Source organism: uncultured Sutterella sp. (assembly GCF_937923675.1).
GTDB lineage: Bacteria > Pseudomonadota > Gammaproteobacteria > Burkholderiales > Burkholderiaceae_F > Sutterella.
On record NZ_CALDXB010000053.1, the window covers coordinates 1 to 24,616 of the forward strand.

The window sequence follows — 24,616 nt, forward strand, 5'->3', positions numbered from 1 at the left end:
GATCTGACTTTATTTACTCAGTGCCCTTGACAAGGGGCGCGTAATGTGCCCCCCCCCCCCATCTTGACACTTGTATTGACTTGTGCTTGTTGCGAGACTGAAGGCCGAGTTCATTTTCCCCGAACTCACAAAATTCTTTGCTAAGGAATTCAAATCATGAAAAAGACTCTTGCTGCTCTCGCCGTTATGGGCGCTTTCGGCGCTACATCTGCTTTTGCCGCTGACGTTACGCTCTACGGCCTCGTCGACTACGGCTTCAATTACCAGCACATCGACGGCGATAAGGCCGGCGTTGATGCCGCCGACAACTTCAAGATGATGTCCGGTCAGAACTCCGGCTCCCGCTTCGGCCTCAAGGGCACGGAAGACCTCGGCAACGGCCTCAAGGTCATCTTCCAGCTCGAAAACGGCTTCAATGGTGATGACGGCACCTTTAACACCGACGGCAAGCTCTTCGACCGTCAGGCCACGCTCGCTCTCGCCGGCTCCTTCGGTGAAGTCGCCTTCGGCCGCATGGGTCAGCTCGCCAGCGCGCTCGGTTCCTACGGTCTTCTCGGCAATACCAGCCCGTTCTCTTCCGGCTGGCAGGACATCACGGGCATGAAGTTCGTGCAGGCTAAGGGTCATACCCGCTATGACAACATGGTCACCTACAAGACCCCGACGTTTGCCGGCTTTAATGCCTTTGCTCAGTATACCTTCGGCAATACCGGCGACAATGATGAAACCGGCGACGCCAAGATTTCCTGGAATGAAGGCAAGGCCTCTGCCGATCGCTACTACGCCATCGGCGCCACCTACAAGACGCAGAACCTCTACCTCGTCGGTATTGTTGATTCCGTCAACTACGGCTCCAAGCAGACCTACGCTGTCAATGGTACGACGGACAAGGATCTTGATGACTCCCTTACCGTTACTCTCGGCGGCAACTACAACTTCGGCTTCATGACGACCTATGCCGCCTTCCAGTACTTCGACAACGCCCTCGGCGTTGGTCAGAAGACGATCGGCACGAGCTCCATCGCTGCCGGTTCGCAGTTTAAGGCCAACGGCGCTGAAGGCTACAGCGTTGCGCTCGGCGTTGGTGTTCCCGCTCTTGGCGGAACGGCCAAGGCTCACGTCGGTTATGTGACGGCAGAAGACACCAAGGATAGTGATCTCCTCGAATTCACCCGCTGGAATGTTGCCGTGGGCTACGACTACAACATTTCGAAGCGCACCAGCGTCTATACGTCTGCCGCTTACATGCAGGACAAGTCCGAGACGAAGGGCAAGGCTGACCTCGAACCCAGCGCGGTCGAAGTCACTGCCGGTCTGATCCACCGCTTCTAAAAAAACGATCTTCGGAGCAGCCTCGTTTGCAAGAGTCTTCCTGCTCTGTTGAGTAAAGTTCCCCCGCAGATTTGCACGGTCTGCGGGGGTTTTTGATTTCTGCGGCTAAGCGTCATCATTTCGCTTGAAGTTTCTCCGGACGCTTTTCTTGGGTTCTGCTAAGAAGCGCTCCGCGGAAGCCTGAAGCTGCTCGAGCCCGATGAGGTCAGGCTGGGGCGCCTTGGCGACGATAGCGCTCCGCGCCTGCAATGAGCTTCTTCAGACGTTCAAGATAAGCATTGCGGTCGACCAGCGGGTGAGGCTCGCCATGGCGATGCGCTCTGATTGCCGGAATCTTCTCTGTCTGACCCGTAGAGAACGGGTGAGCCGTCAGGTCGACATCAATTCCGAGTGCGGGATCACCGAGTCTCCTCATGCTGTCGATGTAGGCTTCGAGCTGCCTCATGTCGTCCATCGCATTGAGTCCCTGGCCTCCGATCGTCACGGCGCGGTGGATTTCGTCTCCGTCCCTGACGTCGTAGACGTAGGAGCAGGTTCCCCAGGTGTGTCCCGGCGTTTCCAGCACAGTGACGGTCGTTTCCCCGAGTGCAATTTTGTCTCCATCCTTCAGAATGAGATCCGCGGACGGCATTCTGAAGCCGTTTCTTTCCTTTTCGTGGCCTTTGGCTTCCGCCCAGCCGCGAGCGCTCATGCCGAAGCGTGCATGCGGGAGGAGCTCCCGAAGACGCCAGGCGCCGCCGACATGATCGAAATGGCCGTGCGTCATGAGAACGTATTTGATTTCGGAAAGGTCGATTCCGACCTCGCGCAGGTTCGAGAGGAGCTTGTCGACAAACGGTTCGTGGAGCGTGTCGATCAGAATGACGCCTTCCTTCGTGCGGATGGCATAGGCGGAAACCCAGCAGATTCCGACGCACCAGACGTTGTCGAAGACTTTGTAGGGAGAAATTTCCTGAATCGATTTGTTGCCGAGCCATCGTCCGAGTTCAGGAGGCATGCGGCGCTCTTCGGCAAAACGGACGAAGAGTTTTGAGACTTCCTCTGAAGACAGCAGTTGGTTTGAAGGATCGCCGGTATTCCCATATGTCGTGACCGGGAAGAGGGAGGCAGCCGGGATGGCGGCTGCGAGGGAAAGCAGGGAGCGGCGGGTGATGAATGGCGTCGTCATTTTCATATCGGGATATAAAGGTTGCGGGATCCCGATATCCTATTGATGCGGAAAATAGAAATAAATAGAATTTAGAACAACAGACTATTTTGAAATCCGGAACAATATGGACAAAATCAAGTCGCTCGAAACCTTTGTGCGGGTTGCCGACCTGAATAGTTTTTCGAGAGCAGCGCAGAGCCTTGGGCTTTCCAGGGCATCCGTCACCCGAACGGTCGCGGAGCTCGAGGAGACGATGCATCTGAGACTCTTCAACCGCACGACGCGCTCCGTGTCGCTCACTTCTGACGGCGAACGCGTTCTTGAGGAGGCTCGGGAGATTCTGAAGCGCACGGATGCGGTTTTTGCCTTGCCCGGGAGTTCCGAACCGACGGGCCGTCTCCGGGTGGCGGCAACCACGAGCTTTGCGGAGTTCTTTCTCTGCGGCATTCTGGAGAAATTTGGGGAGAAGCATCCCGGGTTGTCGTTAGAGCTCCTCGCATCGGACCGAGTGCTGCCGCTCGTGGAATCGGGCATCGACCTTGCGTTCGAGGTTGCTTCTGAACCGAGGCCGGGGACGGCGGCGAGAAGGCTCGGCCTCTGCCGAAGCTGCCTTTTTGCTTCTGAGGACTACCTGAGCAGCCATCCGGCGCCCTCCGACCCGGAGGAGCTTCGGACGCACAGGCTTATCGGGCTTTTGGGAGAGAATCACTGGATTCTCGCCCGCAGGTCGGAAACGCGCCGGATAGCGGTGAATGCGCCGCTTCGCTATTCGGCAGCAGGTCTCATCCGGGATGCAGTGCTGCGCGGCAACGGCATCGGGTGTCTTCCGGACATAGCCGGAGAAGGAAAAGTGGCGGCCGGGAAGCTCGTGCGGCTCCTTCCTGACTGGTCCCTTCCGACGCGGAATATCTATGCACTTTTTCCCGCTTTGAACTTCATTCATCGGGGTGCGCATCTCCTGGCTCAGGAAGTTGAAGCGCGCATCAATGCGAGAAGCGGCGGGACTGGAAGCTGAAGCGCACGTTTCCTGAAACAGATTGTTCCTGAATACTGCGGTATTACCACAAAGTACTGAGGGCAGGATTCAACAAGTTCGCTAGTATAGGGGTTAACCATATAGGGGTTACCCCGCAAAGAAGACATCGTACTGAACGATGAAGCGGGGCTGATCGACCTCTGCCAACCACTTTAAGCGAAGAGAATCATGCCGAAACTGATCTGGTCCAAGGGCGCCGCAGCGCTTGCCGCCGCCATTATCGGAGCGACAGCCCTGCCGGGCGCAAACGCCGCCGAACTCCTCAACGCATCTTACGATGTGGCCCGCGAACTTTTCCAGGATCTCAATCCTCCTTTCATCAGCTCCTGGGACAAGGCGCATCCGGACGACAAGCTCACCATCCGTCAGTCTCATGCCGGGAGCTCCAAGCAGGCGCTTGCCATTCTTCAGGGCCTGAAGGCCGACGTCGTCACCTTCAATCAGGTGACCGACATTCAGGTTCTCCACGACAAGGGGAAGCTCATCCCCGCCGACTGGCAGGCGAGGCTCCCGAACAATTCCTCTCCCTTCTATTCGACGATGGCCTTCCTCGTGCGAAAGGGGAATCCGAAGCATATCGCCGACTGGTCGGACCTCAATAAGGACGGCGTGAAGCTCGTCTTCCCGAATCCGAAGACCTCCGGGAACGCGCGCTACACCTATCTGGGCGCCTGGGCGGCTGCTGAGGATGAGTCAAAGGGTTCGAAGGAGGGGACGGAGGAGCTCATGAAGAAGTTCCTCTCGAACGTCGCCGTCTTTGATACGGGCGGACGGGGTGCCACGACCACGTTCGTCGACCGCGGAATCGGCGACGTGCTGATTTCGTTCGAGTCCGAGATCAACAACATCCGCAACAAATATGCGGATCAGGGCTTTGAGGTCGTGGTCCCGAAGACCGACATCCTCGCCGAATTCCCGGTTGCCTGGGTCGACAAGGTGGTGAAGCAGAAGGGGACTCAGGATGCGGCGGAAGCCTATCTCAAGTATCTCTACAGCCCCGAAGCGCAGAAAATCATCACGGGCTACTACTACCGCGTGAATGATCAGAAGACCATGGAGGCCCTGAAGGACCGCTTCCCGGCAACGAAGCTCTTCACGGTCGAGGAACGCTTCGGCTCCTGGGCGGCCGTCATGAAGACGCACTTTGCGACGGGCGGTGAATTCGATCGTCTCGTCAGGCTCGGCAGGAAGTAACCATCATGGCGGAAAGGAAGAAGCGCCGGGTGCTTCCCGGCTTCGGACTGTCGCTCGGGGTGAGCGTCACCTTTGTGTCGCTGATACTCCTCCTCCCCATGAGCGCGCTCGTGAGAGAGCTCTCGCACCTCACGCTTGCGGGCTACTGGGAGATCATCACGAATCCGCAGACGCTTGCCGCCCTGCGGGTGACGCTCCTTTCCGCCTTCTGGGCTTCCGTCTTCAACTGCGTTGCGGGCGTCCTTCTTGCCTGGGTGCTCGCGCGCTACCGCTTTCCCGGGCGCGGGATTCTCGATGCCCTCATCGACCTGCCTTTTGCGCTTCCAACAGCTGTCGCAGGCCTCACGCTGTCGGCGCTCTTCGCTGAGGACGGCTGGTACGGCGCCTGGCTCTCAATTTTCGGCATAAAGGTGAGCTACACATGGCTCGGGATTGTCGTCGCCATGGCCTTTACCTCGATTCCCTTCGTTGTGCGCACGGTTGAGCCGGTGCTCGAGGACCTCGGGAAAACAACGGAAGAGGCGGCTGAGACCCTGGGCGCCACGAAGGGCCAGATCTTCCGCCGCGTGATTCTCCCTGAAATCCTGCCCTCGGTTGCCGCCGGCACGACCCTTGCCTTCTGCCGGTCGCTCGGCGAATTCGGCGCCGTCATCTTCATTGCCGGCAACATCGCCTACGAAACGGAAGTGCTGTCGCTCATGGTCTTCATGCGGCTTCAGGAATTCGACTACCCGGCCGCGAGCGCGATCGCATCGCTTGTTCTCGCGCTTTCTCTTTCGCTCTTCCTTTTCGCCAATTTCCTGCAAAAGCGCCTTGCCAGACGCCTCGGAGCCCCAGCATGACCGCATCCGCAAAACGCGCTTCGAACTTGTCCCGGCGCATTCTCATCGGCGCTGCCGTCCTGATCGCGGTTCTTTTTCTCGTGATCCCGCTCGTCTACATCTTTGCCCAGGCGTTTCAGAAGGGCCTGATGCCGGTGCTCGAAAACTTAAGCGACCCGGAGATGCTCCATGCAATTGGGCTCACCGCCGGCATTGCGCTCATCACCGTCCCGGTCAACCTCGTTTTCGGGATCATGCTTGCCTGGTGCTGCGCGCGGTTCAACTTTCCCGGAAAGCAGTGGCTTCTTGCCGCGACCGACATTCCGTTTGCCGTCTCGCCCGTGGTCGCGGGCCTCGTCTACCTTCTCTGGTACGGCGCGAACGGGCCCCTTGCGCCCTGGCTTGAGGCTTCGCAGATTCAGATTCTCTTCGCCTGGCCCGGCATGGTGCTCGTCACGATCTTCGTCACGTGCCCCTTCGTAGCAAGGGAGCTCATCCCCGTCATGCAGAGCCGCGGCGCGGCCGAGGAAGAGGCCGCGATTCTTCTCGGCGCCTCGGGCTGGCAGATGTTCCGCTATGTGACGCTGCCCAATATTTCCTGGGCGCTTCTTTACGGCGTCCTTCTCACCAACGCCCGCGCCATCGGCGAATTCGGTGCGGTTTCGGTGGTTTCGGGGAGCATCCGCGGCGAAACGATGACGCTCCCGCTTCAGATTGAACTCCTCGAGCAGGACTACAACACCGTCGGCGCCTTTACGGCTGCGGCTGCTCTCTCTCTTCTCGCGGTCTTCACGCTCCTCATCAAGAAGCGCCTTGAAGCCCGCCGCAGAGCCTGAGCTCTTGAGAGCCCGAACTTGAGCCAAGGAAGACCCTTTCATCATGAGCATTCAGATCGACAGCATTCAGAAAACCTTCGGCGGCGCGCCGGTGCTGAAGGACATTTCGCTCACCATTGAAACCGGTGAAATGGCGGCGCTCCTCGGGCCCTCGGGCTCCGGGAAGACGACGCTCCTCAGAATCATTGCGGGACTTGAAACGGAGACCTCCGGCAGGATCCTCTTTGACGGCGCCGACATGACGGACGTCTCGGCGCGGGACCGCCGCGTGGGGTTCGTCTTTCAGAACTACGCGCTCTTCAGGCACATGACCGCCGCGGAAAACATTGCTTTCGGCCTTACGGTGAGAAAGGGGGCGGAGAAGCTCCCCAAAGCCGCCATTGAAGCGCGCGTGCGGGATCTCCTCGCCATGGTGCAGTTGACCGACTTTGCCGGACGCTACCCCGCGCAGCTCTCGGGCGGCCAGCAGCAGCGCGTGGCGTTGGCGAGAGCGCTTGCCACCGAGCCGCGGGTTCTCCTTCTCGACGAGCCTTTTGGGGCGCTTGACGCCCAGGTCCGTGAGGATCTGCGTCAGTGGATCCGGCGCCTCCATGAAAAGCTTCGCTTTACGGGCGTCTTCGTCACGCACGATCAGGAAGAGGCCATGCAGATTGCAGACCGCGTCGTGGTGATGAAGGACGGCCGGATTGAGCAGGCGGACGCTCCGGAAGAAATCTGGACGCGGCCCAAAACGCGCTTCGTTCTCAAATTCCTCTGCGACGTGAATGTGCTCCAGGGCCGTATTGAGGACGGAAAGCTCCATCTCGGCTCACTTCATCTTCCGCTCTCCGGAGAAAAAGTGGAGTCCGGTCCCGTCGACGTGCTTCTGAGGCCCATCGACGCGCAGATGAAGCGCACCTTCGGTCTCGGGCAGCTCCCGATTGAGGTTCTGGCCTCGCGCCCGAAGGGGGGCGCCGTTCAGGTCCTTGCCCGCCCGGAAGGGTGGTATCCGGATCCGATCAACGCGATTCTCCTTGAGGATGCGCTCCCCACGCGCGGGAACACCTATTACATGAGCCTGGACCGGGCGTACTTCTACCGCGGCAGCGACAGGCTCCCCATTCGAATCGATCATCACGCTTTTTCCTGACAGGGAATCTTCAAAATGGCTGGAAAACTCATCGACACCATCGGCATGACGCCGCTTGTGAAGCTCGAGCACCTGGCTCCTCAGAACGGGAGCGAAATCTGGGTGAAGCTCGAGGGCTCAAACCCCGCCGGGTCCGTCAAGGACCGTGCGGCCCGCTCCATGATTGAGGAGGCTGAGAAGAGGGGCGACATCAAGCCCGGCGACGTTCTTGTTGAAGCAACGAGCGGCAATACGGGCATTGCGCTTGCGATGATCGCGGCCTTGAAGGGCTACCGCATGAAGATCATCCTTCCGGAGAATTTGTCGCTCGAGCGCCGCGCGGCCATCAAGGCTTACGGTGCTGAACTCATCCTCGTGAGCAAGGAAAAGGGCATGGAAGGCGCCCGCGATCTCGCAAAGGCAATGCAGAAGCGCGGCGAAGGCTATCTCCTCGACCAGTTCAACAACCCGGACAACCCCCTCGCGCACTTCCGCACAACGGGCCCTGAGATCATCGCCCAGACCTGCGGGCGCGTCACGCACTTTGTCTCCGCCATGGGAACGACGGGAACAATCGTCGGTACCGGGCGCTACCTCAAAACCATCATTCCGGATCTGCGCGTCATCGGCATGCAGCCGGCTGCGGGGAGCTCCATCCCCGGCATCCGCCGCTGGCCCGAAGCCTATCGCCCCGGGATCTTCGACCCGAAGGTCGTTGATGAAACCGTCGACGTAACGCAGGAGGCCGCCGAGTCGACCATGCGGGCGCTCGCCAGGGAAGAGGGGATCTTCTGCGGCGTTTCGTCGGGCGGCGCCGTTTCGGGCGCGATCCGGATCGCGGAGAAGAATCCGGGCTCCGTGGTCGTCACGATCATCTGCGACCGGGGCGACAGATATCTTTCCACCGGCGTCTTCGGCAGCTGACGCGTTTTCACGCGACTGAGCGGCTTAGTACAGTCTCACATCTTCCAAATCCCTGTCATGCGGTTGCGCACGGCAGGGATTTTTTATGCCCTGAGCAGCCGAACTTCCACATACAACATATAGATAAGTGCTGTAAACGTTCAAAATCGCTAATTTGCCTATTTTTTGGGCAGTTATTCTTGCCGCTCCTGAAAGGGACTGCCTAGTTTTTCTTCGCGGTTTTTCCCGGTTCCTGATAAACTGCAATTTGAATTTGTTCGCAATGTAAATTGAATATGCTATCTATGTTTGTAATTTAGAATTGGAATCTAATGAAATGAATGAGAATAAGTTTAAAGAGAATGAAATCATAAAGTGGAATGAAATTGAATATAGAGTTATTAAGATATTCGGTAGTCTGACATTGCTCATTAAAATGAAAGGGCAATCAGTCCATTTGGTTCGGGCAGCAACATCGAAGCTGAATGAAATGATTGAGAATGGAACTGCAACAATTGAACTGGATCCATTCGCAGATATGGCTTCGCGAAAATGGACGGAGTCTGTTGAGAAAACGGGACGCGATCTTTATGAGACTATTCTTCCTTTTCTTTCAAATCCCGAACTCTATTCAGAGAGAGGAATTGAAGACCTCTGCAATGCCGCAGCGGCAGGGGACGTCAAGCAGGCGAGAAGGCTGAAGCTCCTGATCGCTACCTACTGGCGGCGTGGACAAAACGCTAAGTCATTGATGCCTATGCTGAAAGGCAACCCGGGACGCGCCATGACGGGGCGCAAGCGCGGCCGAAAAGCGGGTGAGGGGAAAAAGGACGGCGCTGCGCTTACTCCCAGAATTCTTGATCTCATGAATGACTCATGCATTGAGATGCTTGAAAGACATGGTGAGATTGTCAATACGAAAGAATTGAAAGTGAAGGAATTCTATTCATTGCTTGTTGATAAAATTAATTCAATTAACAATGAAGTAGAAGATGAATCTGAATGGATTGAAATGCCGTCATTCTGGCAATTCTATTACTTCTATAGAACGCGATATGGAACAAAGTCTCAATATGCAAAAAAAGAATGAAGGTGAATAATTCTATTTGTAAATGAATGGAATTCTAATTTATGGTGATACTCATACCTTCATGCTCTGATAATTTAATGCGAATAAATAAGGAATTAAAGCTATTCAATACAACAACAAACAAAAATTACATCGATGAAGCTGACGCTGATGAACGCTGGAGGGTATTGCACGCTCAAAATTACGCCATATAATTGCAGTTATCGTGCGTAATACGCTGCGGTACCGGTATGCGGGGGTTAACCCGCATATCAGCTGCCGGAGTCGGTGGAAAACGGCGTGAATTCAAAAACAGGTAGGAAAAACTCGGCAGATGCAATTTGACAGCCTTTCAGATGCGAAAGCGGAGAGTGGTCTCCCCGCAATCGCTCAAAATTCGCCTGCTGGAACGGGGCTTCTCAATGCCCCGGAAGCGGCCGCGCACGATGTGAACGCGGCGGCGGCCTATCTCGCGGAGCTTCATTCCGAGGCTTCGCGCCGCGCCGTGCGCTCGCGCCTCAATGTGATTGCGCGTTGGTTCGGGTTCCCGGATGCCGTGAGCTGCCCCTGGGGGAAGCTCCGCTATGCGCATGCGGTTGCCTTCGTGCATGAGTTTTCAGACAAAAGAGGGCTCTCCGCCACTTCCGTCAATGCTTATCTTTCTGCCCTGAAGGGCGTCGCGGAAACCGCCTGGCGCCTGCGGCAGCTCGATCTCGAAACGTATTCAGAGATCAAGGCCGTGAAGCAGCTGAGAGTCCATCGCGAACCGAGGGGCCGCGCGCTCTCTTTGGAAGAATCAGGAAAGCTCCTTGCCGCCGCCGACGAAGAGAACCGCCCGAGCGCTGTGCGCGATCAGGCCGTGATTGCGCTTCTTCTCGGGTGCGGTCTGCGACGGGCGGAAGTGACGACCCTTCGGATGGAACACCTCAATATGGCGGAGGGGAGTCTCCGCGTGCTCGGCAAAGGGAATAAGGAGCGCACCGTATTTCTGACATCCGCCGTGAGTGCCCGGATTCATGCCTGGCTTGCCGTTCGCGGTCCTGCGCCCGGCTGGCTCTTCGGACGCTACACGAAGGGCGGGAAGCTGATGCTCGAGAAGCCCCTCGATCCGGCATCGATCGGCCGGATTGTTGGGAAAGCCCTCGACGAGTCCGGGATTGAGCACATTACAACCCATGATCTCCGGCGAACGTTTGCGACGAGGCTTCTTTCGAAGAACGTCGACATCGTGGCCGTCAAGAACCTTATGGGCCACGCGAATGTCACGACGACCGCCAAATACGACCGTCGTACGGCCGATGCCTTGAAGGATGCGGTCAATCAGCTCGACCTTTGATTCTCCTTCACGTGCTCTCGTGAAGGGGTCCCAATTGCGCTATGCTTTGGCACAAATTTGTTCGGCAAGAAACTTTCTGCTTCCTGCCGATTTTCTTTTTCAGGTTTACCAATGATGAATTTCATTTCCCGCCGAAGGGCGGTGGCCGCTGCGCTCTCGCTTTCGATCCTTGCACTTGCGGGCTGCGGCGAAAAATCCTCTGATTCCCCGAAGTCGACGGCAGCTGCCGACACGATGGAGAAGTCCGTGCTCGTGGTCGGCATGGAGCTCGCTTACCCTCCCTTTGAAGGGAAGGATGCTACCGGCAATCCCGCCGGCGTCTCCGTCGACTTCATGAAGGATTTCGGCAAGAAGATCGGCAAGGAAATCCGCATTGAGAACATTTCCTTTGACGGCCTCATTCCGGCCCTTGTGACGGGGAAGGTCGACATGGTGATGTCCTCGATGACGATCACGGCTGAACGCGCGAAAACGGTCGATTTTTCCAAGCCCTACGCCAATGCGCTTCTCGGCATCCTCACCAACAAGGGGAGCAACGTGAAGAGCATTGAGGATCTCAATCAGAAGGGCCGCAAGATTGCAGCCAAGATCGGTTCCACGGGCTATCTCTTTGCGCAGAAGCATTTGACGAACGCGACCGTCACGGCTCTCCCCGACGAGAGCGCCTGCGTGATGGAGGTTTCGACCGGCAAGGCCGACGGCTTCCTCTACGACCAGCTCACGATCTACCGCAACTGGCAGAAGAACCCGGACACCACCAACGCGGTCTTCATTCCCTTCCAGGATGTGGAGCCCTGGGGCGTTGCGGTGAGAAAGGGCGACAAGAACCTTTTGAACGCGCTCAACAGCTTTATTGAAGAGAGCAAGAAGGACGGCGAATTCGACCGCCTGACGGAAAAGCACCTCTCGGCTGAAAAAGCGGCCTTCGACAAGCTCGGCTTCAAGTGGTTCTTTGACTTCACGCCTTTGAAGAAGTAATGCCGGGACTTTTTACCGTTGCTTCCGGCGAGAAGCCCTCGGTTTTGAAGGCTGCGGCGAGCTCCATACTCGCCGCAGTCCTGATCGTGGGCTTCTTCTGGGTATCGCTCTCGCGAATCGACTATCGGCTCGACTTCTCGTTCCTGCCGGACTTCCGCATCCGGATCTGGGACGGATTTCTGCTGACCGTCGGCGTGAGCCTCGCGAGCATGGTGCTCTCCCTCATCTTCGGCGCGCTCTCCGCCGCTGCGAGCCAGTCGCGGTTTCTGCCGATCCGGTATTTCTCGTCCGCTTACGTGATCTTCATCCGCGGCACGCCCCTCATCATGCAGATCTACCTCTTCTTCTATCTGGTAGGGACGGCATGGGGCTTCGACGATCGCTTCTGGGCGGGCGTCATCATTCTCTCGGTCTTCCAGGGCGCCTATATTTCCGAGATCCTGCGCGGGAGTTACCTGTCGCTTGACCCGGCGCAGCTCGAATCCGCCAGGGCCGTCGGCTTCACGCGGGCGCAGACGATGCGATTCGTCATCATTCCACAGATGACGGCGAGAACGCTGCCGGCTCTCGCCGGCCAGTTCGCTTCCGTCATCAAGGATTCGTCGCTTCTCTCGATGATTTCCGTGGTGGAGCTCACGCAGGCGATGCGGGAAATCAGCGCCACCAATCTGAAGCTCGTCGAAAGCTATCTCTTCCTCGGCATCCTCTATCTCATTCTGACGATTCCTGTCGCCTATGCGAGCAGGGTTCTCGAAAAGCGCTTCTCCTATGCGGCTTGATCTTGAGCACCTCACCAAGCGGTTCGATGCCGCGGCGCCCGTTCTGAACGACATCACGTTTTCGACCGAAACGCGGTCCCTTGCCGTGATCGGGTCATCGGGCTGCGGGAAGTCCACGTTTCTGAGAATCCTGGGCGGCCTGATTCTTCCGAGCTCGGGAGACATTCGTCTGGAAGGGACTCCGATCCCACAGACGGAGGCTGAACTTCTGCAATTCCGCCGGCGACTCGGGTTTGTCTTTCAGCAGGGAAATCTCTTCCGGCACATGACGGTGCTTGAAAACATCACGCTTCCGCTTGTCGAGGTGCACGGCTGGGAGCGGGAGGCGGCGAAGGCGAGGGGGCTCGGGCTTCTGGAGCGCTTTGGTCTCGCGGATCATGCCGGGAAGCTCCCTGCGGAACTCTCGGGCGGTCAGCAGCAGCGCGCCGCCATTGCACGCGCCGTGGCGCCGAAGCCCAAACTTCTGCTTCTCGACGAACCCACGAGCGCCCTTGATCCGGAATACACGGCTGAGGTGCTCGACGTCGTGGCGGAACTTCAGGACGAGGGCATTGAATTCGTGATCGTCACGCACGAAATGGGGTTTGCGCGGAAGGCCTGCGAAAAGACGGCATTCATTCATGCCGGGAAGATTCTGGAGTGCCGGCCGAGTGCGGAGTTGTTCCAGGCGCCGCAGGCGCCGGAGCTGAGGCACTTCCTCGGGCGGATTCTTGAGTGGAATGCGTGAGCCGGGGAGGAGAAACCCTGATTTGTCGTAAATGGAAGTCCTGTAATACCTATATAGTTATAGTTGAATCCAAAAATGGGATTCTTAGCGGCTCTAGGGAGGTCATTTTTTAGTAAAGTTAGAAGAGTGCATGTTTCTGTGCCAAGTCGCCTTTGTCGTCGATGCTTAAGACTCGTCGCTTAGGGTGGATCTGATTTTCGGGTCTGATGCGAACGCCATGCAGTCTCGGGATGCTGCAGAAACGCCCCAGGTAATCCGTTGACAAATAAATAAATCATTGAATTGAATGCTCCCCCATTCAGCCGATTGGCATGGATGGGGGAGATTCTTTTTAAAAGACGCCAGGGGGCACCGGGACCTGCGACCTTCAGGCTACATTCCCGGATAAGCGATCCATTTGTCTCCCGGGAGCTTTACCCACCATTTGTTCTGATAGCTGAGAACCGAGGCATTGGAATTTTCAGAAACCGCCCATGTTTGCGGAAGTCCCTTGAAGAGCTCCTGCGGACCGGGACAGGTCGTTGCCGCAGACCAGGGATCGCAGGCCGCTGTGCGGCCGATGAGCTCTGAAACCGCGAGATAGCTTGTGCTTTCGGGGATGCGGATCTGAGTTCCGGGGAGCGCCTCCTTCGGAAGTCCGAAGAACTTCACGAGCACGGGAACGTGCGTAATCCGGGGACTCGGAATTTCTCGCAGCCTCGCCATCTGAATCTTGTCTCCGCGCACGGCTGCGCCGTGTTCCGGAACGATGATGAAGAGGACCTTCCGTCCCGAGGCTTCAATCTCCGACATCACCTGACTCAGGTCGTTGAGAAGCGTTTCCGCCCGCGGCTTGAAGGGCATCGGACGGGTGCTTTTGAGCGCCCGGTTTCCGTCGTGGAGCGCAATAAGATTGAAGAACGCGGCTGTGGGCGCGCCGTCTGCGGGCTTATGCCGGAGCCAGTCCCGGAGCACGTCGGCGGTACGATAGATTTTCGAATCGTCAAAGGCGGCGAGCGCCTGGCGGTAGCTGCTTTGATCGGAAAGCTTCGCCGCAAAACCAGCGCGTTCCCGGAGCGAATCGAGATAGCCGTCGAACTGGCCGTTGTGGTCCATGAAGAACGTGGTCTTCCAGCCTGCCTGCTCGAGGCGCCCGAAAAGCTCGCACGAGGGTTCGCGATGGTTGTAGAGCACTTCGTGCGAAGGTTCCCCGCAGACAGAGCGCAGCAGGCGCAGGGTGGCGGGGCCCGAATAGGTCGTCGCGGAATTGAAGTTCTCAAAGCGCGCGTCAAACCGCGAGAAGACAGGGTGGTCTGCTAGATCCGACGCCTCAAGATCATCCGTGGACATGGAGCAGATATTGACGACTGCAATGTCGAAGTCCCGGGGCCGGGATTCCTGCGGAATGCCGGCCTTCCGTTCACTCTCCGACTGGTAAAAGCGGGCGAGCCATCGATTGATGCCGGCATCATCGGCGGGTTCGGTCTGGGGAGGAAGCGGCCCGGCCGCAGCCTGCGCAGGCGTTGGCGCCGGGGTCGCAGCGGTAGCTGCTTCAGCGGCTGCCTCCTGCGGAGCCTCGGCTTTGTCGGAATCGATGAACGTTCTCCAGTTCGGGAGCGAAAAGAAGATGAGTCCGGCAATCGTGAAGACCGTAAAGCGGATCCAGTTTCTTAAAAGCATCCAGACGATGCAGGCGGCAAAAGCAATCTCAACCATCTCGATGTTGATGGCCGAGGAGGCCAGTTCGAGGAGATAGGCGGGCGAAAAATCGGCGAGATTTCCGAGGTTGCGAATGATTGCGTCGGGACCCGGAAGCCAGCTCTCAGACCAGAGAAGGGCAAACGCGGCCGCAAATGCGGCAGCGGCCCGGATCCGGCGCAGGATGAGGCTTCTGATCGGGATCAGAATGAGGGCGAGGAGCGCGGCATTTTCGATCGGCTTCAGCTGAATGTAGCTGAGCCAGAGGAGGATGAATTTGCCGATGAAGTAGAGGTTCCAGATGCCGGCGCCCCGTGAGCCGCCGGAAAAGGAGGAATTCGGCGAGAGCTGAGTCATTTGCTGCGTTCCTCACGTTGGAGCAGGGCCTCGAGGGACGGGGCTCTGCGGATGCGCCGGCGTCCGATGAGCATCCATCGGACGGCCCGCATCAGGTCGGTTCGGTATCGTGAGAACAGACTTCCTGCAGGTATGAATACCAGCGCGCAGAGAAGAATCAGGCTCCAGAGGGAGGAGAGGTCGGAGAGCTGCATTTATTTTTTTATTCCGCTTGAGGCGTCCGGGGTTGAGCACCGCACCGGGGTGATGGGATTAGGCTTCATGAGGGAGGTCCGGAGCATCTGAGCCGTACGGCTCTCTAGCGGCGGCGCCGCATCGGCGGGTCGGCGCGTGAGCCTGCGGTCGTAGATGTTTTTGGATGCCCGGTTTTCTGCAAGTGAAGCCCGGCAGCGCGCTATGAGCGCAAGGACGTCCCGATCGTCGAAAGCGGCGTGATAGGAGTGAAAGAGGAGCGCCGGGTCGAGAAGGAACGTGCGCTGAAGAGAGAGCTCAACGAAGGAGGGGTGGCAGCCCGAGAGGAATACCACGCCGCGGTTGCCGAGCACGGCGCCGATGTCGCCCGAGCGTCTCGGCGAAAACTGCGTCATCGCTTCCTCTGCGGTGAGCGAGGGGTCGGGTTCAAGGAGCACGAAAGCGCCGTGCATGTCCTGACGGTCAAAGGGCGACCGGACGGCATTTTCTGCAAGCTCGAGGAATTTCCCGACTGCCTGCAGTCCCATCACGGTGATCACGTCGAAGGAGCGCGCGAGGGCATCGAAATCTGCCGGCGGCGCATGTGGGAAGGTCACGCCCGAGAGGCTCGACAGCATGACGCGAACGTGGCCGGCCGTCGCCTTCGGTTCAAAAAGAAGGTTGGCCCCGCAGGCGAGCAGGAACGCTTCGGAGGAGGCCCTGAGGGGCGAACCCACCGCGCAGACGGCGATTTTGAGGAGTCTGCCGCGGCGCGTTCGCAGCTCGGCGATCATTTTCGCTGCGGGCTTGATGTCGGACGGGTGGTCGATGCGGAAGACCAGAGTGGCGGCGGTGCTCAGCATGCCGCGCTCAAAAACTTCCGCATTGCTCCCGAGCGGGTGCACGCGGCTGTTTTCGCCTTCATCGTATTCAAGGATCGGGGCGGCGCTCCAGATGAAGTCGTCGTCGCCCGAAACGTCATGCGCTTCGGTCGAGGCAAGCGTCCTGAAGCCTCCCGCCGGATGCGTGTTCTCTGCGAGCAGGATTTCGCTTTCGCCGGTGTGAAAGCCCGGAACATGCCAGAAGAAGGTTCTCCATTTGATCTGCTTTTGTGCGCTATAGAGAAGCGCGAGTCCGGAGAGATGCGCGCTTTCGCGCATAAGTGCGCCGGAGATGTCGAGCGCCTTCTTCCCATAAAGAATGAACAGAACAGGAAGCGTCCGGTCCCGGGCAGCATCCGCACAGTCCGACAGCACCCGGGAAAGCTCCTCGGCATGAAGTTCGAGCGCGCTTTCAACGCTGAAGGAGAGCACCGCGGCGGAGGCGTCCGGGGAAATTGCAGAATAAAGCGACCGCGCGGACTCTATGAGCCCTGCACCTCTGCTCCGCAGGCGTCGGATGGGGGCTGCTGCGGCGGCGCAAAAGCGGCCGAGGCTCATCGGCGCCGCCGCCCGTGTGAGGACCGCCCGGTCGGGATGCTCGAGAAGGAGAAAGAGAGGAGGAACCCTCCCTTCCGTGCCTTCAGCCGCGGCCGGCAGTACGGCGCGCAGCGCATCGGCTTCATTTTCCGCAAGAAGAATGTAGAGATTCCCCCTGGCGAGCGTGCGCAGGGGATCGGCCACGCCGTCAATCCCAAGCAGATAGTCCCTGGTTGTTCGTAAAGTCATCATGGATCAGGCCTGAGGTTGCGGCGCGTCGGCCGTGTTGAGCGGGGCGATTTCCACCCGGTTCCGGCCCGACTCCTTCGCGCGGTAGAGCGCCCGGTCGGCCGAGGCAATCATGGCTTCAATGCTGAGGGCGCCGGGTTTCGCGCTCACGCGGGCGCAGCCGATCGAGATGGTGAGGGGATTTTCGACTTCGCCCTCATGAAGCTCGCCCGTGTCGCGGGAGATGCTGCGCACGGCTGCAAGCAGCCGGTCTGCGATCTTCCGGAGGTTTTCATCCGTGACGTCCGGGCAGATCACGCAGAATTCCTCGCCCCCGTAGCGAAACACCTCATCGCTTTCCGAGACGGCGGATCTGAGCGTGTGCGCAGCCGCCCGAAGCACCTTGTCGCCGAAAAGGTGACCGCGGGTGTCGTTGATGCGCTTGAAGAAGTCGATGTCGACCATCATGAGGCCGAGCTTCGCCGGCGCAACCGGGGTCGTATTGATGAAGTTCTGGAGCGCATAGCGGTTGGCAAGACCCGTGAGCGCATCGTGGCTTGATGTCCAGAGGAGGCTGCGGTAGCTTGAGAAAAGCTCCTTTGCCTTCGTCTGCTCTTTTGCGAAGCGCCTGAAGAGCACCGTCAGCCATTCGCTGATCTGGCTGAGCTCCTGGATCGGCGAATGAATGATCTTCTCGGGCACCTGGAGCGTCTGCTCAAAACGCTCAATTGAAATGGAAATAGCTCTGAGCGGTCTCAGGAGCATCATGAAGCCGAGTATCAGCACGGCGCTGATCAGGAAGATGACGAGCGTGAAAGTGCCGACGATGGGCTGGAGCTGTTCGGCGAGCTGATTAATGACGCGCACATCCTTGAGGATGTCCTGGGATTCGATCTCGATGAAGAGCCGCGAGAGCTTCGAGGTGCTTTCCTCCATATCATCAAGGCGGGCCTGGAAATTTTCGTTTGATGCCTTGAGCGTTCTGAATTGTTCCGTGAGGCGTTCGTAGGAGCGGGAAAATCCATTGCACGCATTCTGCAGGTTACCCGTGAGCGACGGACCCTGGCAGGACTGATGGATGTCGCCGTAGATTTTCTGAGCGAGTTTGCTCAGCACGTCCACGTCCGCCTCGACCACCTCAAGGCGTTCGTTGCCGCGCATGGATGCTGGGAAGTCGTTTTCTTCGTAGCTCGGATTGCCGGAAAGGAGATAGGTCATCAATCCGAACCCGTGGAAAATCTTCCATTCGAGATAAACGGCATCGCGTTCGGCTTCGAGCTTCTGGCGCTCAAGCCATACCGTGCGGATTTTCCCGAGGAGCTCCATCGTCTCTGCCTTCATGCTCTCGTGGCGGTCGATGGAGGATTCGGAGAGGAGCGCAAAGGCGTCTATGTAGGCATTTCTTGCGTTGGCCAGACCTGGAGTGGTTGCAAGGTTCGTGAGCGCGCTTCTGAGACTTTCGAGATTGACGAAGCTTCGTTGCGCATAAAGGATTTTCTGAACGGATTCCTTCGACAGATTGGACGTGTGCTTTGAAATGCTGCTGTTGACCTGTATGAGCAGGCCGACGGAGATCATCATCAGGATGATGATCGGCACAAAAAGGAGAATGAGGAAGGTGCGGAGCCGCATCAAGCCCCGCTCGTCTCTCCTCAATCCGGATGAGCCGTCTTCCCGTGCGTCGGAGACGTTTTTTCTGAAGAACTGCATTTTTTTTATTCTTTTTGAGCGTAAACCGAAAGGGGCGACAAAAGCTGCCTTTAGTAGTTCATGAAGGCGAAGTAGCGCAGGCTGATCGTCTGATAAATCCCGGAGGCCTTGAGTTGCTCCATTGCCTTATTGATGTTTCCGATGAGCGCTTCGTCGTTTTTGCGCGCGGCAATGTGCGCGTTGACGATGTCTGAGGTCAGCCCTTCAGCGATGCCGCCGATATAGAGCCCGCTCCCTTCGGCCTGCTTGAGGAGCTGGTAGCCTGAGAGGCCGTCGACGAATATGGCTTCGACCACGCCGGCGCGAAGCGCCTCGGCGAGTTCCTCGTAGTCTTCATATTCTTTGAGTACTGCGCCCTTCGGAACAAAGCGGGAGCGGACGACCTCAGCCTGGAGCGACGCCCGCTGGGCGCCGATGACAAGGTGTTCGGCAGTGTTTTCATTGATCCCCAGGGCATATTGCTGCGTGGAGATGAATAAGCTCCTCGAGCGGTAGTAGATGTCGGAAAAACACATGGTTTTGCGTCTCTCCTCATTGATCCCGAGACCGGCGGTGATGAGATCAATCTTCCCGTCGAGCAGCGCCGGAATCAGCGCATCAAAATGCATGGGGACAATTTCGCATTGAATGTCGAGCTGCCTGCAGATGGCTCGGCTGATGTCGGGATCAAAGCCGACAAGTTCGCCATTCTCGACATATGTAAAGGGGCGGTAGTTTTCCTCTACGCCGATGCGCAGGAACTGTGTTTTTTCAATGGCCGGACTGCGCGTCATGATCGTGAAGACCAGAGCGACGAGGGCGGCTATGAGGGCGAGAACGCCCCAAAGAACTTTCGGACTGAGGCGGGCGTCATTCATAGCGAGGCGTCCTTTGTTTCAGAGGGTTCCAGGGAATTGCGGAGAGGCTGCTCGAGCGAGAGGCGTTTGGCGACGGAAATCCTGACGGGCCGGGAGAAATACCAGCCCTGGAAGAAATCGGGCTCCATCGCGTCAAGCTGCGCGAGCTCCCGAGCCGTCTCAACACCCTCGACGCAGACGGCGGCGCCGTATTCGCGCGCGGCGGCAATGCATCTTCCGAGAAGCCGCGCGCCCGCTTCAGACCTGAGCGCTTTGGCTGTCAGGCTGCGGCTGAATTTCAGCACGTCGAAGGGGGCCTCGAGAAGAATTTCGATGCTGTTGTAGCCGGTTCCAAAGTCGTCGATTGCCGTGCGCATGCCCATCTCGCGGCACTTTTTCAGAAAGAGGCCGAGATTCTGCGGGTAGAGCGTTTCGGAGGTTTCCGTAATCTCCATGAGAAAGCGCTCTGCAGGTTCCTCAGACGACTTGAGCGTCTCCATGATGAATTTGAGATAGAGCGGGTCATCCACCTGGATCGGGCTTACATTGAAGCCGATGGTCCAGTCCGAGTGCCGGAGCTCCTCGGCCGCGCGGAGGGCCTCTTCGAACGTCCAGCGTCCGAGCGGAATGGCAAGCGGCGTTTTTTCAAGTACAGGAATGAATTTGTTTGGCCCGAGATTCGAATGCGGCGTGCGGAAGCGGATGAGGAGCTCGCCGCCCGTAATGGCCCGGTCGCGCCGGCTGACGACGGGCTGGAAGTGGAGCTCAAAGCCCGAAAAGTTGTTTTTGATGGCGCGGTAGAGCTCAAGCACGTCGCCGAGACTCAGGATCGTGTCGCTCCTCTCTGTCGCGCACCCATCTCTGGCAAGAAGATCAAGCACCTCAATTACCCTGGGCATCCGGCTCTGAAGAGAGGAGCAGTCTTCTCCCGTTGAAATCAGGCTGAGCGCGGAGAAGAAGTCGAGGGGCAGCCCGATGCTCGCGAGTTCTGCTGAAAGGAGCTCGTTGAAGGCTCTCAGACATTCGGGACTGTCCGAGCGCAGAATGACGACAAGCGCGCCGCAGCAGCCCGTCGAGCTGCAGATGACGGAATCGGGCGCCTGCGAATGCTGCAGGAGCCGCTGGGAAATCAGATTCACGAGATCCTCGCGCCCCGGTTCCGTCGAATGCGTCATGCGTAGCACGGCCGCGGAGCTGCCCGCAGGGGCGGAAAGGAGCATGCCGAGCGTGCTCGCGAGCTTTTCGCCGCAGTGCGTGAATTGAAAAAGTTCGAGGAGGATTCTGCGGTCGCTGATGAATTCCACGCTGCCGCACACGTATAGGGGACCCTTCGCCGCGTGATGGACGCGGGCGCACCGGATGCAGGTCCATACGGTTTCCCCGTTCAACTCGACGCGGAAGTATTCGACCATTCGCGGCGCGCCGTCGGTGAGCGCCCGTATGGCGGCCTTGCGGATCCGGTTGTCGACCTCGTTCGTGATGCGCTTTTCGATTTCGCAGACTGCATAAAAGGGCTTCTCGGCAGGCTCTCCGAAGAGCTTCTTCAGATCCTGAGAAAAGTGGTATTCGCCGGAGGCGAGATCGCCGAAAAAGGAATAAGTGTCTTCGTTCGAGGCCGGAGCGGTGGATCGAAAGGCGTCCAGGGTCCCGCTTTCGCGGGCGAGGCGCACGATTTCTTCCGCAGCCGTCATTTCTGCGTCGTCGGAGAAGCTTGCGAGAAAACGTTTGATGTACTGCATGGGGTTTACTGCCATTCGGAATAGGGTTCTGGCGCGACGGGCGGCAGCGGAAGGTCGCCCGCCCAGTCGTTGAGCGTGTAGCGCAGCCAGAGCGTCGCGAGAATCGGGGCAAAGCCGTCAGACTTCTGATAGATGAATTCGCCTCCTAAAAACCAGCGGTCCGCAAGACGGCGCTCAAATGCGGCACGGGCCGAAAGGCCGATGCCGACGGAGGACTCCTCCGCCTCGCGGGCGTAAAGATCGGAAACGGGGGGCATGGAATCCCTGAGGGGATAGCGGTCGCGCGCACTGCTCCTTGCGTAAGAAATTCCGACCCGTCCTTCAAGAATCCACGACCAGAGAGCGCTCCGCCGCGCTTCGGAAAGCGAGCCGCCGAGCGAAATGAACTGCTGCGGCGAGTAGTAGCCGCCCTGGCCCCAGACGTAGTCGGAGAGATCCTTGTCGAAGTGCCAGTACATGAGGGAAATGCCCGCCGTACGTTCGTGATTGGGTTCGTTGATGAGTCTGTGGTACCAGCCGCCCATGGCCTGAAGCGCCCGGTTGTCGGCGACGCTTCTGCCGGTGAGCATCTCGTAGGAGACAAAGCCCCAGAAGCCGTCCGATTCCCCTTCGTCGAGAGAACCCGAAAGTTCAATCCCGGTGCGCCTCACGCCGCCCCAGGAGCGCCCGGTCTGCGGGTCGCGCATGCCTCCGAAGGAGAGGAGGGACGAAGACTTAGGCCGCCGGTAAATCGAGACCGTGACGCTTCCCGGGTCAAGGTCCCAGGAATAGGAAGCGCCGCCCACGGGGTCGGAATACGTGAAGCCGATCGGCGTCACGCCGACATCGAAGGCGAACGCTCCGCGCGCCCAGGCGACCGCGAGCGATTCGCCGAAATCCCGGCGCATTGCAAGCCCGCGGCATCCCGGGGCGTAGCAGGTGCCGAATTTGGCGCCGTAAGGCTCCTCGAGCCGGAGATTGCCGACGTCATAGTGCACCGTGTCGGCCCGGAGTGTGAGCCAGCCGCCTGCGGCCGGGAGTCTTGCCTCCTTTATCCAGGTGAGCGCCGAGAGGTCGGAGAAGCCCTGCGTGCCGGAGTCGTAGTTCCAGACGAGCGCCGTGCGTACTTCCGGGGTCTCATTCAAATAGAGTTCCGAGGCGCCCGAGCGGAGCGAATTCTTAAGCCACTCGGAATCGTTCCGCACGTCGGGCGTTCGCATGGCGCGCGTGAAGGCGGCATCGTTCTTTTCTTCGCCCGCCTTAACCATGCCTGCATTGACGAATGCCCGGCGGTAGAGGGCGAGCGCCTCTTCGGGAGCCTTCTCCTCAAGCGACTGAGCGGCCTTTCGCACCACGAGCGCACTGTCCCGATCCTCACCCCCGGGCGCATGCGCCGCATATTTGCGGTAAAGCTTCATCGCGCAGGGAGCATCATCGGCTTCCTCGAGGAGTGCGCCCACGCGGCTCACTTCAGCCATGGAGAGGAGAAGGAGCGGCCGGCCGTTCACGGTCTCGCGCTTGTCGAATCGTTCCAGGAAGGCGTGAAGGCGCTTCCTCGCGGCCGCCCGATGCGCCGCTCCTTCATTCATGTCGCTCAAAAGCACTTCAGCCGCGTTGAGGGGCGCTTCCCGCTCCCATTCCGGAAGCCCGGAAAGGCGGTCCCAGTTGGCAACCGCGTCTTTCGTGAGGCCGGCTCCGGCCTGCCAGCGCGCGAGCTGAGCAATCTGCCAGTCCGCTTCCGGTCTGGCTCCGGCGAGCACCTCGGCCGCCATGGCTCGGTTGCCGCTCTCGGCGAGTCTGAGCGCTTCCTCAAACGCAGCATTGACCTCGAGCTCTCTGCGGAGGTCAAGAAGCTTTTCGGCATCTGAAACATCGTCTCCGATCGGCATCCAGTCATCGTTGCGCTCGGGGAGATCTGCGGCAATGGCGGCGTCGAGCGCAGAGGCCTCCATGCCGGCGTTCAACAGAAAACGGGCATAGGGCAGAGCCCACGCCGGGGATCTGAGGTCGGGGGAATATATCCGCCATGCCTCAACCGCGTCGTCGCGCCGACCGTCAGCAAGAAGCGCCGCCGCGTAGTTCGAGACCGTCCAGGGTTCGGGGCGGCGCAGGCGCAGCGTGCGTTCGAGGAGCTCAATCTGCTCCTTCAGATTCCCCCTGGCTTCGGCATCCCGGGCCTTGCGTTCATACGCGTCGGCAGAGGCATCCCGCGCTTCCTCATCAACCCGCGCGAGAAGACCGGCCACGCGCTTGCGCTCGCCCGGCGCCGCACCCTGGCTCGCTGCCAGGGCATCGGCGAGGTGCGCCTTAAGCCGGCCCCATTGCCCGAGCCGTCTCGCGATCTTTGCGAGCCCCAGGTGGGAATAGGGCAGATCGGGACGAAAATGGGCACATTCGCGATAAGCGCGGCGCGCTTCTTCAAACCGCCCGCGCGCCGCAAGCATGTCGCCGCGGTCGACGCCGATCCAGTAAAGCCCTTCATTGAGCGCATTTCTCCAGCGTCGGGTGCGGGTATCCTGAGGGTGAGACTTCAATGCTTCCTCGAGAACGCGTGCTGCGCGCTCGCGGCGCGTGCCGTTCTCGTAGATGTCGTTCAGAGCCTCGGCCAGCGTGCGTTCAAAATGATGTCGAGCAAGAAGGGAAGCCGCGCGCTTTGAAAGAATGACGCTCCCGCTCTCTTCCAAGCGCCTGATGAGCGCCTCAATGCCCTTCACGCCCTCGGCCTCGCGCCCGGGGATGGTGAGAAGCACCGAGAGATATTCGAGTTCAAGGCTTGATTCCGGAGGCCTCCCCTGAGTCGCGGGAAAGGTCTTCTGATAAAGCTCGAGCGCCTCGGCGCTTCGGCCCGCGCGAAAGAGGAGTCTCGCGCCCGCAAGCGCATCGCTCATGGGAGGCTGAATGGATGCCTCAAGCACCTGAGCTTCCCGGCAGGACGCTTCATCGGCCGATGCGCAGAGGCTCTGCACGAGGTTCCTGATCTGCTTCGGGTCCGGCGATGCCGCGGAAATGGCAAGCCGCAGCTCCTCAAGCTTGGGACCGGCATCGTTGGGATTCATCGACATCAGACGACGGAGCGCATCGCGCTCGATTTCTTCCCAGCCGCCCGCCCGCGCGAGCGTTGCCTGATTCTCGAGCCAGGGTTCAGGGGCGACGCCCTGCGCCGGAGCGGCGTTTTGAGCGGCCGCTGCGCAGGGCGACGCCAGGGCCAGGGCGAGGATCAGCAATGGCATCC

At 59.0% G+C, this 24,616-nt stretch carries 19 protein-coding genes; 12 read left to right on the forward strand and 7 right to left on the reverse strand.

All coding sequences use genetic code 11. From position 1 onward, the window contains the following. The first annotated feature begins 156 nt into the window (after window positions 1-156). On the forward strand, window positions 157-1,332 hold the full coding sequence (locus Q0106_RS06345; RefSeq protein ID WP_297610435.1) for a porin: 1,176 nt from the start codon (window positions 157-159) through the stop codon (window positions 1,330-1,332). A 205-nt stretch (window positions 1,333-1,537) separates the two neighbouring features. On the opposite strand, the gene Q0106_RS06350 is transcribed toward Q0106_RS06345, so the two are convergent. Further along, the gene (locus Q0106_RS06350; RefSeq protein ID WP_297610438.1) at window positions 1,538-2,500 is read right to left on the reverse strand and encodes an MBL fold metallo-hydrolase; all 963 of its coding nucleotides are present in this window, start codon (window positions 2,498-2,500) and stop codon (window positions 1,538-1,540) included. 106 nt (window positions 2,501-2,606) lie between these two features. Between Q0106_RS06350 and Q0106_RS06355 the strand changes: the two genes are divergently transcribed. The 11 genes from Q0106_RS06355 to Q0106_RS06405 all read left to right on the forward strand — a co-directional run bounded on the left by Q0106_RS06355 (window position 2,607) and on the right by Q0106_RS06405 (window position 13,269). After that, window positions 2,607-3,497, forward strand: coding sequence for a LysR family transcriptional regulator (locus tag Q0106_RS06355; RefSeq protein WP_297610441.1), 891 nt, complete (start codon window positions 2,607-2,609; stop codon window positions 3,495-3,497). Window positions 3,498-3,686: 189 nt separating this feature from the next. Beyond that, window positions 3,687-4,712, forward strand: a complete 1,026-nt coding sequence (gene cysP / locus Q0106_RS06360) for a thiosulfate ABC transporter substrate-binding protein CysP (RefSeq protein ID WP_297610443.1) — start codon at window positions 3,687-3,689, stop codon at window positions 4,710-4,712. 5 nt (window positions 4,713-4,717) lie between these two features. Next, window positions 4,718-5,554 carry a sulfate/thiosulfate ABC transporter permease CysT gene (gene cysT / locus Q0106_RS06365; RefSeq protein ID WP_297610446.1) on the forward strand — a complete coding sequence of 279 codons (837 nt, stop codon included), beginning with the start codon at window positions 4,718-4,720 and terminating at the stop codon, window positions 5,552-5,554. Next, window positions 5,551-6,369 (forward strand): sulfate/thiosulfate ABC transporter permease CysW, encoded by an 819-nt coding sequence (cysW, locus tag Q0106_RS06370; RefSeq protein ID WP_297610448.1) that lies wholly within the window; start codon window positions 5,551-5,553, stop codon window positions 6,367-6,369. Before cysT ends, cysW begins: the two co-directional genes overlap by 4 nt. A 43-nt stretch (window positions 6,370-6,412) precedes the next feature. Further along, complete coding sequence (cysA, locus tag Q0106_RS06375) at window positions 6,413-7,498, forward strand: sulfate ABC transporter ATP-binding protein (protein WP_297610451.1); 1,086 nt, start codon at window positions 6,413-6,415, stop codon at window positions 7,496-7,498. A gap of 15 nt (window positions 7,499-7,513) precedes the next feature. Beyond that, entirely contained in the window at window positions 7,514-8,401 is an 888-nt protein-coding gene (gene cysM / locus Q0106_RS06380) for a cysteine synthase CysM (RefSeq protein ID WP_297610454.1), read from the forward strand. A gap of 316 nt (window positions 8,402-8,717) precedes the next feature. Then, window positions 8,718-9,470: a hypothetical protein gene (locus Q0106_RS06385; RefSeq protein WP_297610457.1), complete on the forward strand. Its 753-nt coding sequence runs from the start codon at window positions 8,718-8,720 to the stop codon at window positions 9,468-9,470. A 313-nt stretch (window positions 9,471-9,783) separates the two neighbouring features. Continuing rightward, window positions 9,784-10,785, forward strand: coding sequence for a tyrosine-type recombinase/integrase (locus tag Q0106_RS06390; protein ID WP_297610461.1), 1,002 nt, complete (start codon window positions 9,784-9,786; stop codon window positions 10,783-10,785). Window positions 10,786-10,896: 111 nt separating this feature from the next. Then, the gene (locus Q0106_RS06395) at window positions 10,897-11,763 is read left to right on the forward strand and encodes a transporter substrate-binding domain-containing protein (RefSeq protein ID WP_297610464.1); all 867 of its coding nucleotides are present in this window, start codon (window positions 10,897-10,899) and stop codon (window positions 11,761-11,763) included. Next, on the forward strand, window positions 11,763-12,542 hold the full coding sequence (locus Q0106_RS06400) for an amino acid ABC transporter permease (RefSeq protein WP_297610467.1): 780 nt from the start codon (window positions 11,763-11,765) through the stop codon (window positions 12,540-12,542). The genes Q0106_RS06395 and Q0106_RS06400 overlap by 1 nt, the downstream gene beginning before the upstream one ends. Continuing rightward, the gene (locus tag Q0106_RS06405) at window positions 12,532-13,269 is read left to right on the forward strand and encodes an amino acid ABC transporter ATP-binding protein (RefSeq protein WP_297610470.1); all 738 of its coding nucleotides are present in this window, start codon (window positions 12,532-12,534) and stop codon (window positions 13,267-13,269) included. Before Q0106_RS06400 ends, Q0106_RS06405 begins: the two co-directional genes overlap by 11 nt. Window positions 13,270-13,641: 372 nt before the next feature. On the opposite strand, the gene bcsG is transcribed toward Q0106_RS06405, so the two are convergent. The 6 genes from bcsG to Q0106_RS06435 form a co-directional block, all read right to left on the reverse strand. Next, a complete protein-coding gene (bcsG, locus tag Q0106_RS06410) occupies window positions 13,642-15,303 on the reverse strand; it encodes a cellulose biosynthesis protein BcsG (RefSeq protein WP_297610473.1) in 1,662 nt (553 codons plus the stop codon). Between the two features lie 194 nt (window positions 15,304-15,497). Continuing rightward, entirely contained in the window at window positions 15,498-17,144 is a 1,647-nt protein-coding gene (locus Q0106_RS06415) for a BcsE family c-di-GMP-binding protein (RefSeq protein ID WP_297610477.1), read from the reverse strand. Between the two features lie 3 nt (window positions 17,145-17,147). After that, entirely contained in the window at window positions 17,148-18,830 is a 1,683-nt protein-coding gene (locus Q0106_RS06420; protein ID WP_297610480.1) for a GGDEF domain-containing protein, read from the reverse strand. 50 nt (window positions 18,831-18,880) lie between these two features. Continuing rightward, on the reverse strand, window positions 18,881-19,687 hold the full coding sequence (locus Q0106_RS06425; protein ID WP_297610483.1) for a transporter substrate-binding domain-containing protein: 807 nt from the start codon (window positions 19,685-19,687) through the stop codon (window positions 18,881-18,883). Next, entirely contained in the window at window positions 19,684-21,405 is a 1,722-nt protein-coding gene (locus Q0106_RS06430; protein WP_297610486.1) for an EAL domain-containing protein, read from the reverse strand. The genes Q0106_RS06425 and Q0106_RS06430 overlap by 4 nt, the downstream gene beginning before the upstream one ends. A 5-nt stretch (window positions 21,406-21,410) precedes the next feature. Then, entirely contained in the window at window positions 21,411-24,614 is a 3,204-nt protein-coding gene (locus Q0106_RS06435; RefSeq protein ID WP_297610489.1) for a cellulose synthase subunit BcsC-related outer membrane protein, read from the reverse strand. Between the last annotated feature and the right edge of the window lie 2 nt (window positions 24,615-24,616).

What these genes read in the sequence shown, in the direction of transcription:
- Q0106_RS06345 (WP_297610435.1), top strand. Translation starts at nt 157, where the DNA reads ATGAAAAAGACTCTTGCTGCTCTCGCCGTTATGGGCGCTTTCGGCGCT.
- Q0106_RS06350 (WP_297610438.1), bottom strand. Translation starts at nt 2,500, where the DNA reads ATGACGACGCCATTCATCACCCGCCGCTCCCTGCTTTCCCTCGCAGCC.
- Q0106_RS06355 (WP_297610441.1), top strand. Translation starts at nt 2,607, where the DNA reads ATGGACAAAATCAAGTCGCTCGAAACCTTTGTGCGGGTTGCCGACCTG.
- cysP (WP_297610443.1), top strand. Translation starts at nt 3,687, where the DNA reads ATGCCGAAACTGATCTGGTCCAAGGGCGCCGCAGCGCTTGCCGCCGCC.
- cysT (WP_297610446.1), top strand. Translation starts at nt 4,718, where the DNA reads ATGGCGGAAAGGAAGAAGCGCCGGGTGCTTCCCGGCTTCGGACTGTCG.
- cysW (WP_297610448.1), top strand. Translation starts at nt 5,551, where the DNA reads ATGACCGCATCCGCAAAACGCGCTTCGAACTTGTCCCGGCGCATTCTC.
- cysA (WP_297610451.1), top strand. Translation starts at nt 6,413, where the DNA reads ATGAGCATTCAGATCGACAGCATTCAGAAAACCTTCGGCGGCGCGCCG.
- cysM (WP_297610454.1), top strand. Translation starts at nt 7,514, where the DNA reads ATGGCTGGAAAACTCATCGACACCATCGGCATGACGCCGCTTGTGAAG.
- Q0106_RS06385 (WP_297610457.1), top strand. Translation starts at nt 8,718, where the DNA reads ATGAATGAGAATAAGTTTAAAGAGAATGAAATCATAAAGTGGAATGAA.
- Q0106_RS06390 (WP_297610461.1), top strand. Translation starts at nt 9,784, where the DNA reads ATGCAATTTGACAGCCTTTCAGATGCGAAAGCGGAGAGTGGTCTCCCC.
- Q0106_RS06395 (WP_297610464.1), top strand. Translation starts at nt 10,897, where the DNA reads ATGATGAATTTCATTTCCCGCCGAAGGGCGGTGGCCGCTGCGCTCTCG.
- Q0106_RS06400 (WP_297610467.1), top strand. Translation starts at nt 11,763, where the DNA reads ATGCCGGGACTTTTTACCGTTGCTTCCGGCGAGAAGCCCTCGGTTTTG.
- Q0106_RS06405 (WP_297610470.1), top strand. Translation starts at nt 12,532, where the DNA reads ATGCGGCTTGATCTTGAGCACCTCACCAAGCGGTTCGATGCCGCGGCG.
- bcsG (WP_297610473.1), bottom strand. Translation starts at nt 15,303, where the DNA reads ATGACTCAGCTCTCGCCGAATTCCTCCTTTTCCGGCGGCTCACGGGGC.
- Q0106_RS06415 (WP_297610477.1), bottom strand. Translation starts at nt 17,144, where the DNA reads ATGATGACTTTACGAACAACCAGGGACTATCTGCTTGGGATTGACGGC.
- Q0106_RS06420 (WP_297610480.1), bottom strand. Translation starts at nt 18,830, where the DNA reads ATGCAGTTCTTCAGAAAAAACGTCTCCGACGCACGGGAAGACGGCTCA.
- Q0106_RS06425 (WP_297610483.1), bottom strand. Translation starts at nt 19,687, where the DNA reads ATGAATGACGCCCGCCTCAGTCCGAAAGTTCTTTGGGGCGTTCTCGCC.
- Q0106_RS06430 (WP_297610486.1), bottom strand. Translation starts at nt 21,405, where the DNA reads ATGCAGTACATCAAACGTTTTCTCGCAAGCTTCTCCGACGACGCAGAA.
- Q0106_RS06435 (WP_297610489.1), bottom strand. Translation starts at nt 24,614, where the DNA reads ATGCCATTGCTGATCCTCGCCCTGGCCCTGGCGTCGCCCTGCGCAGCG.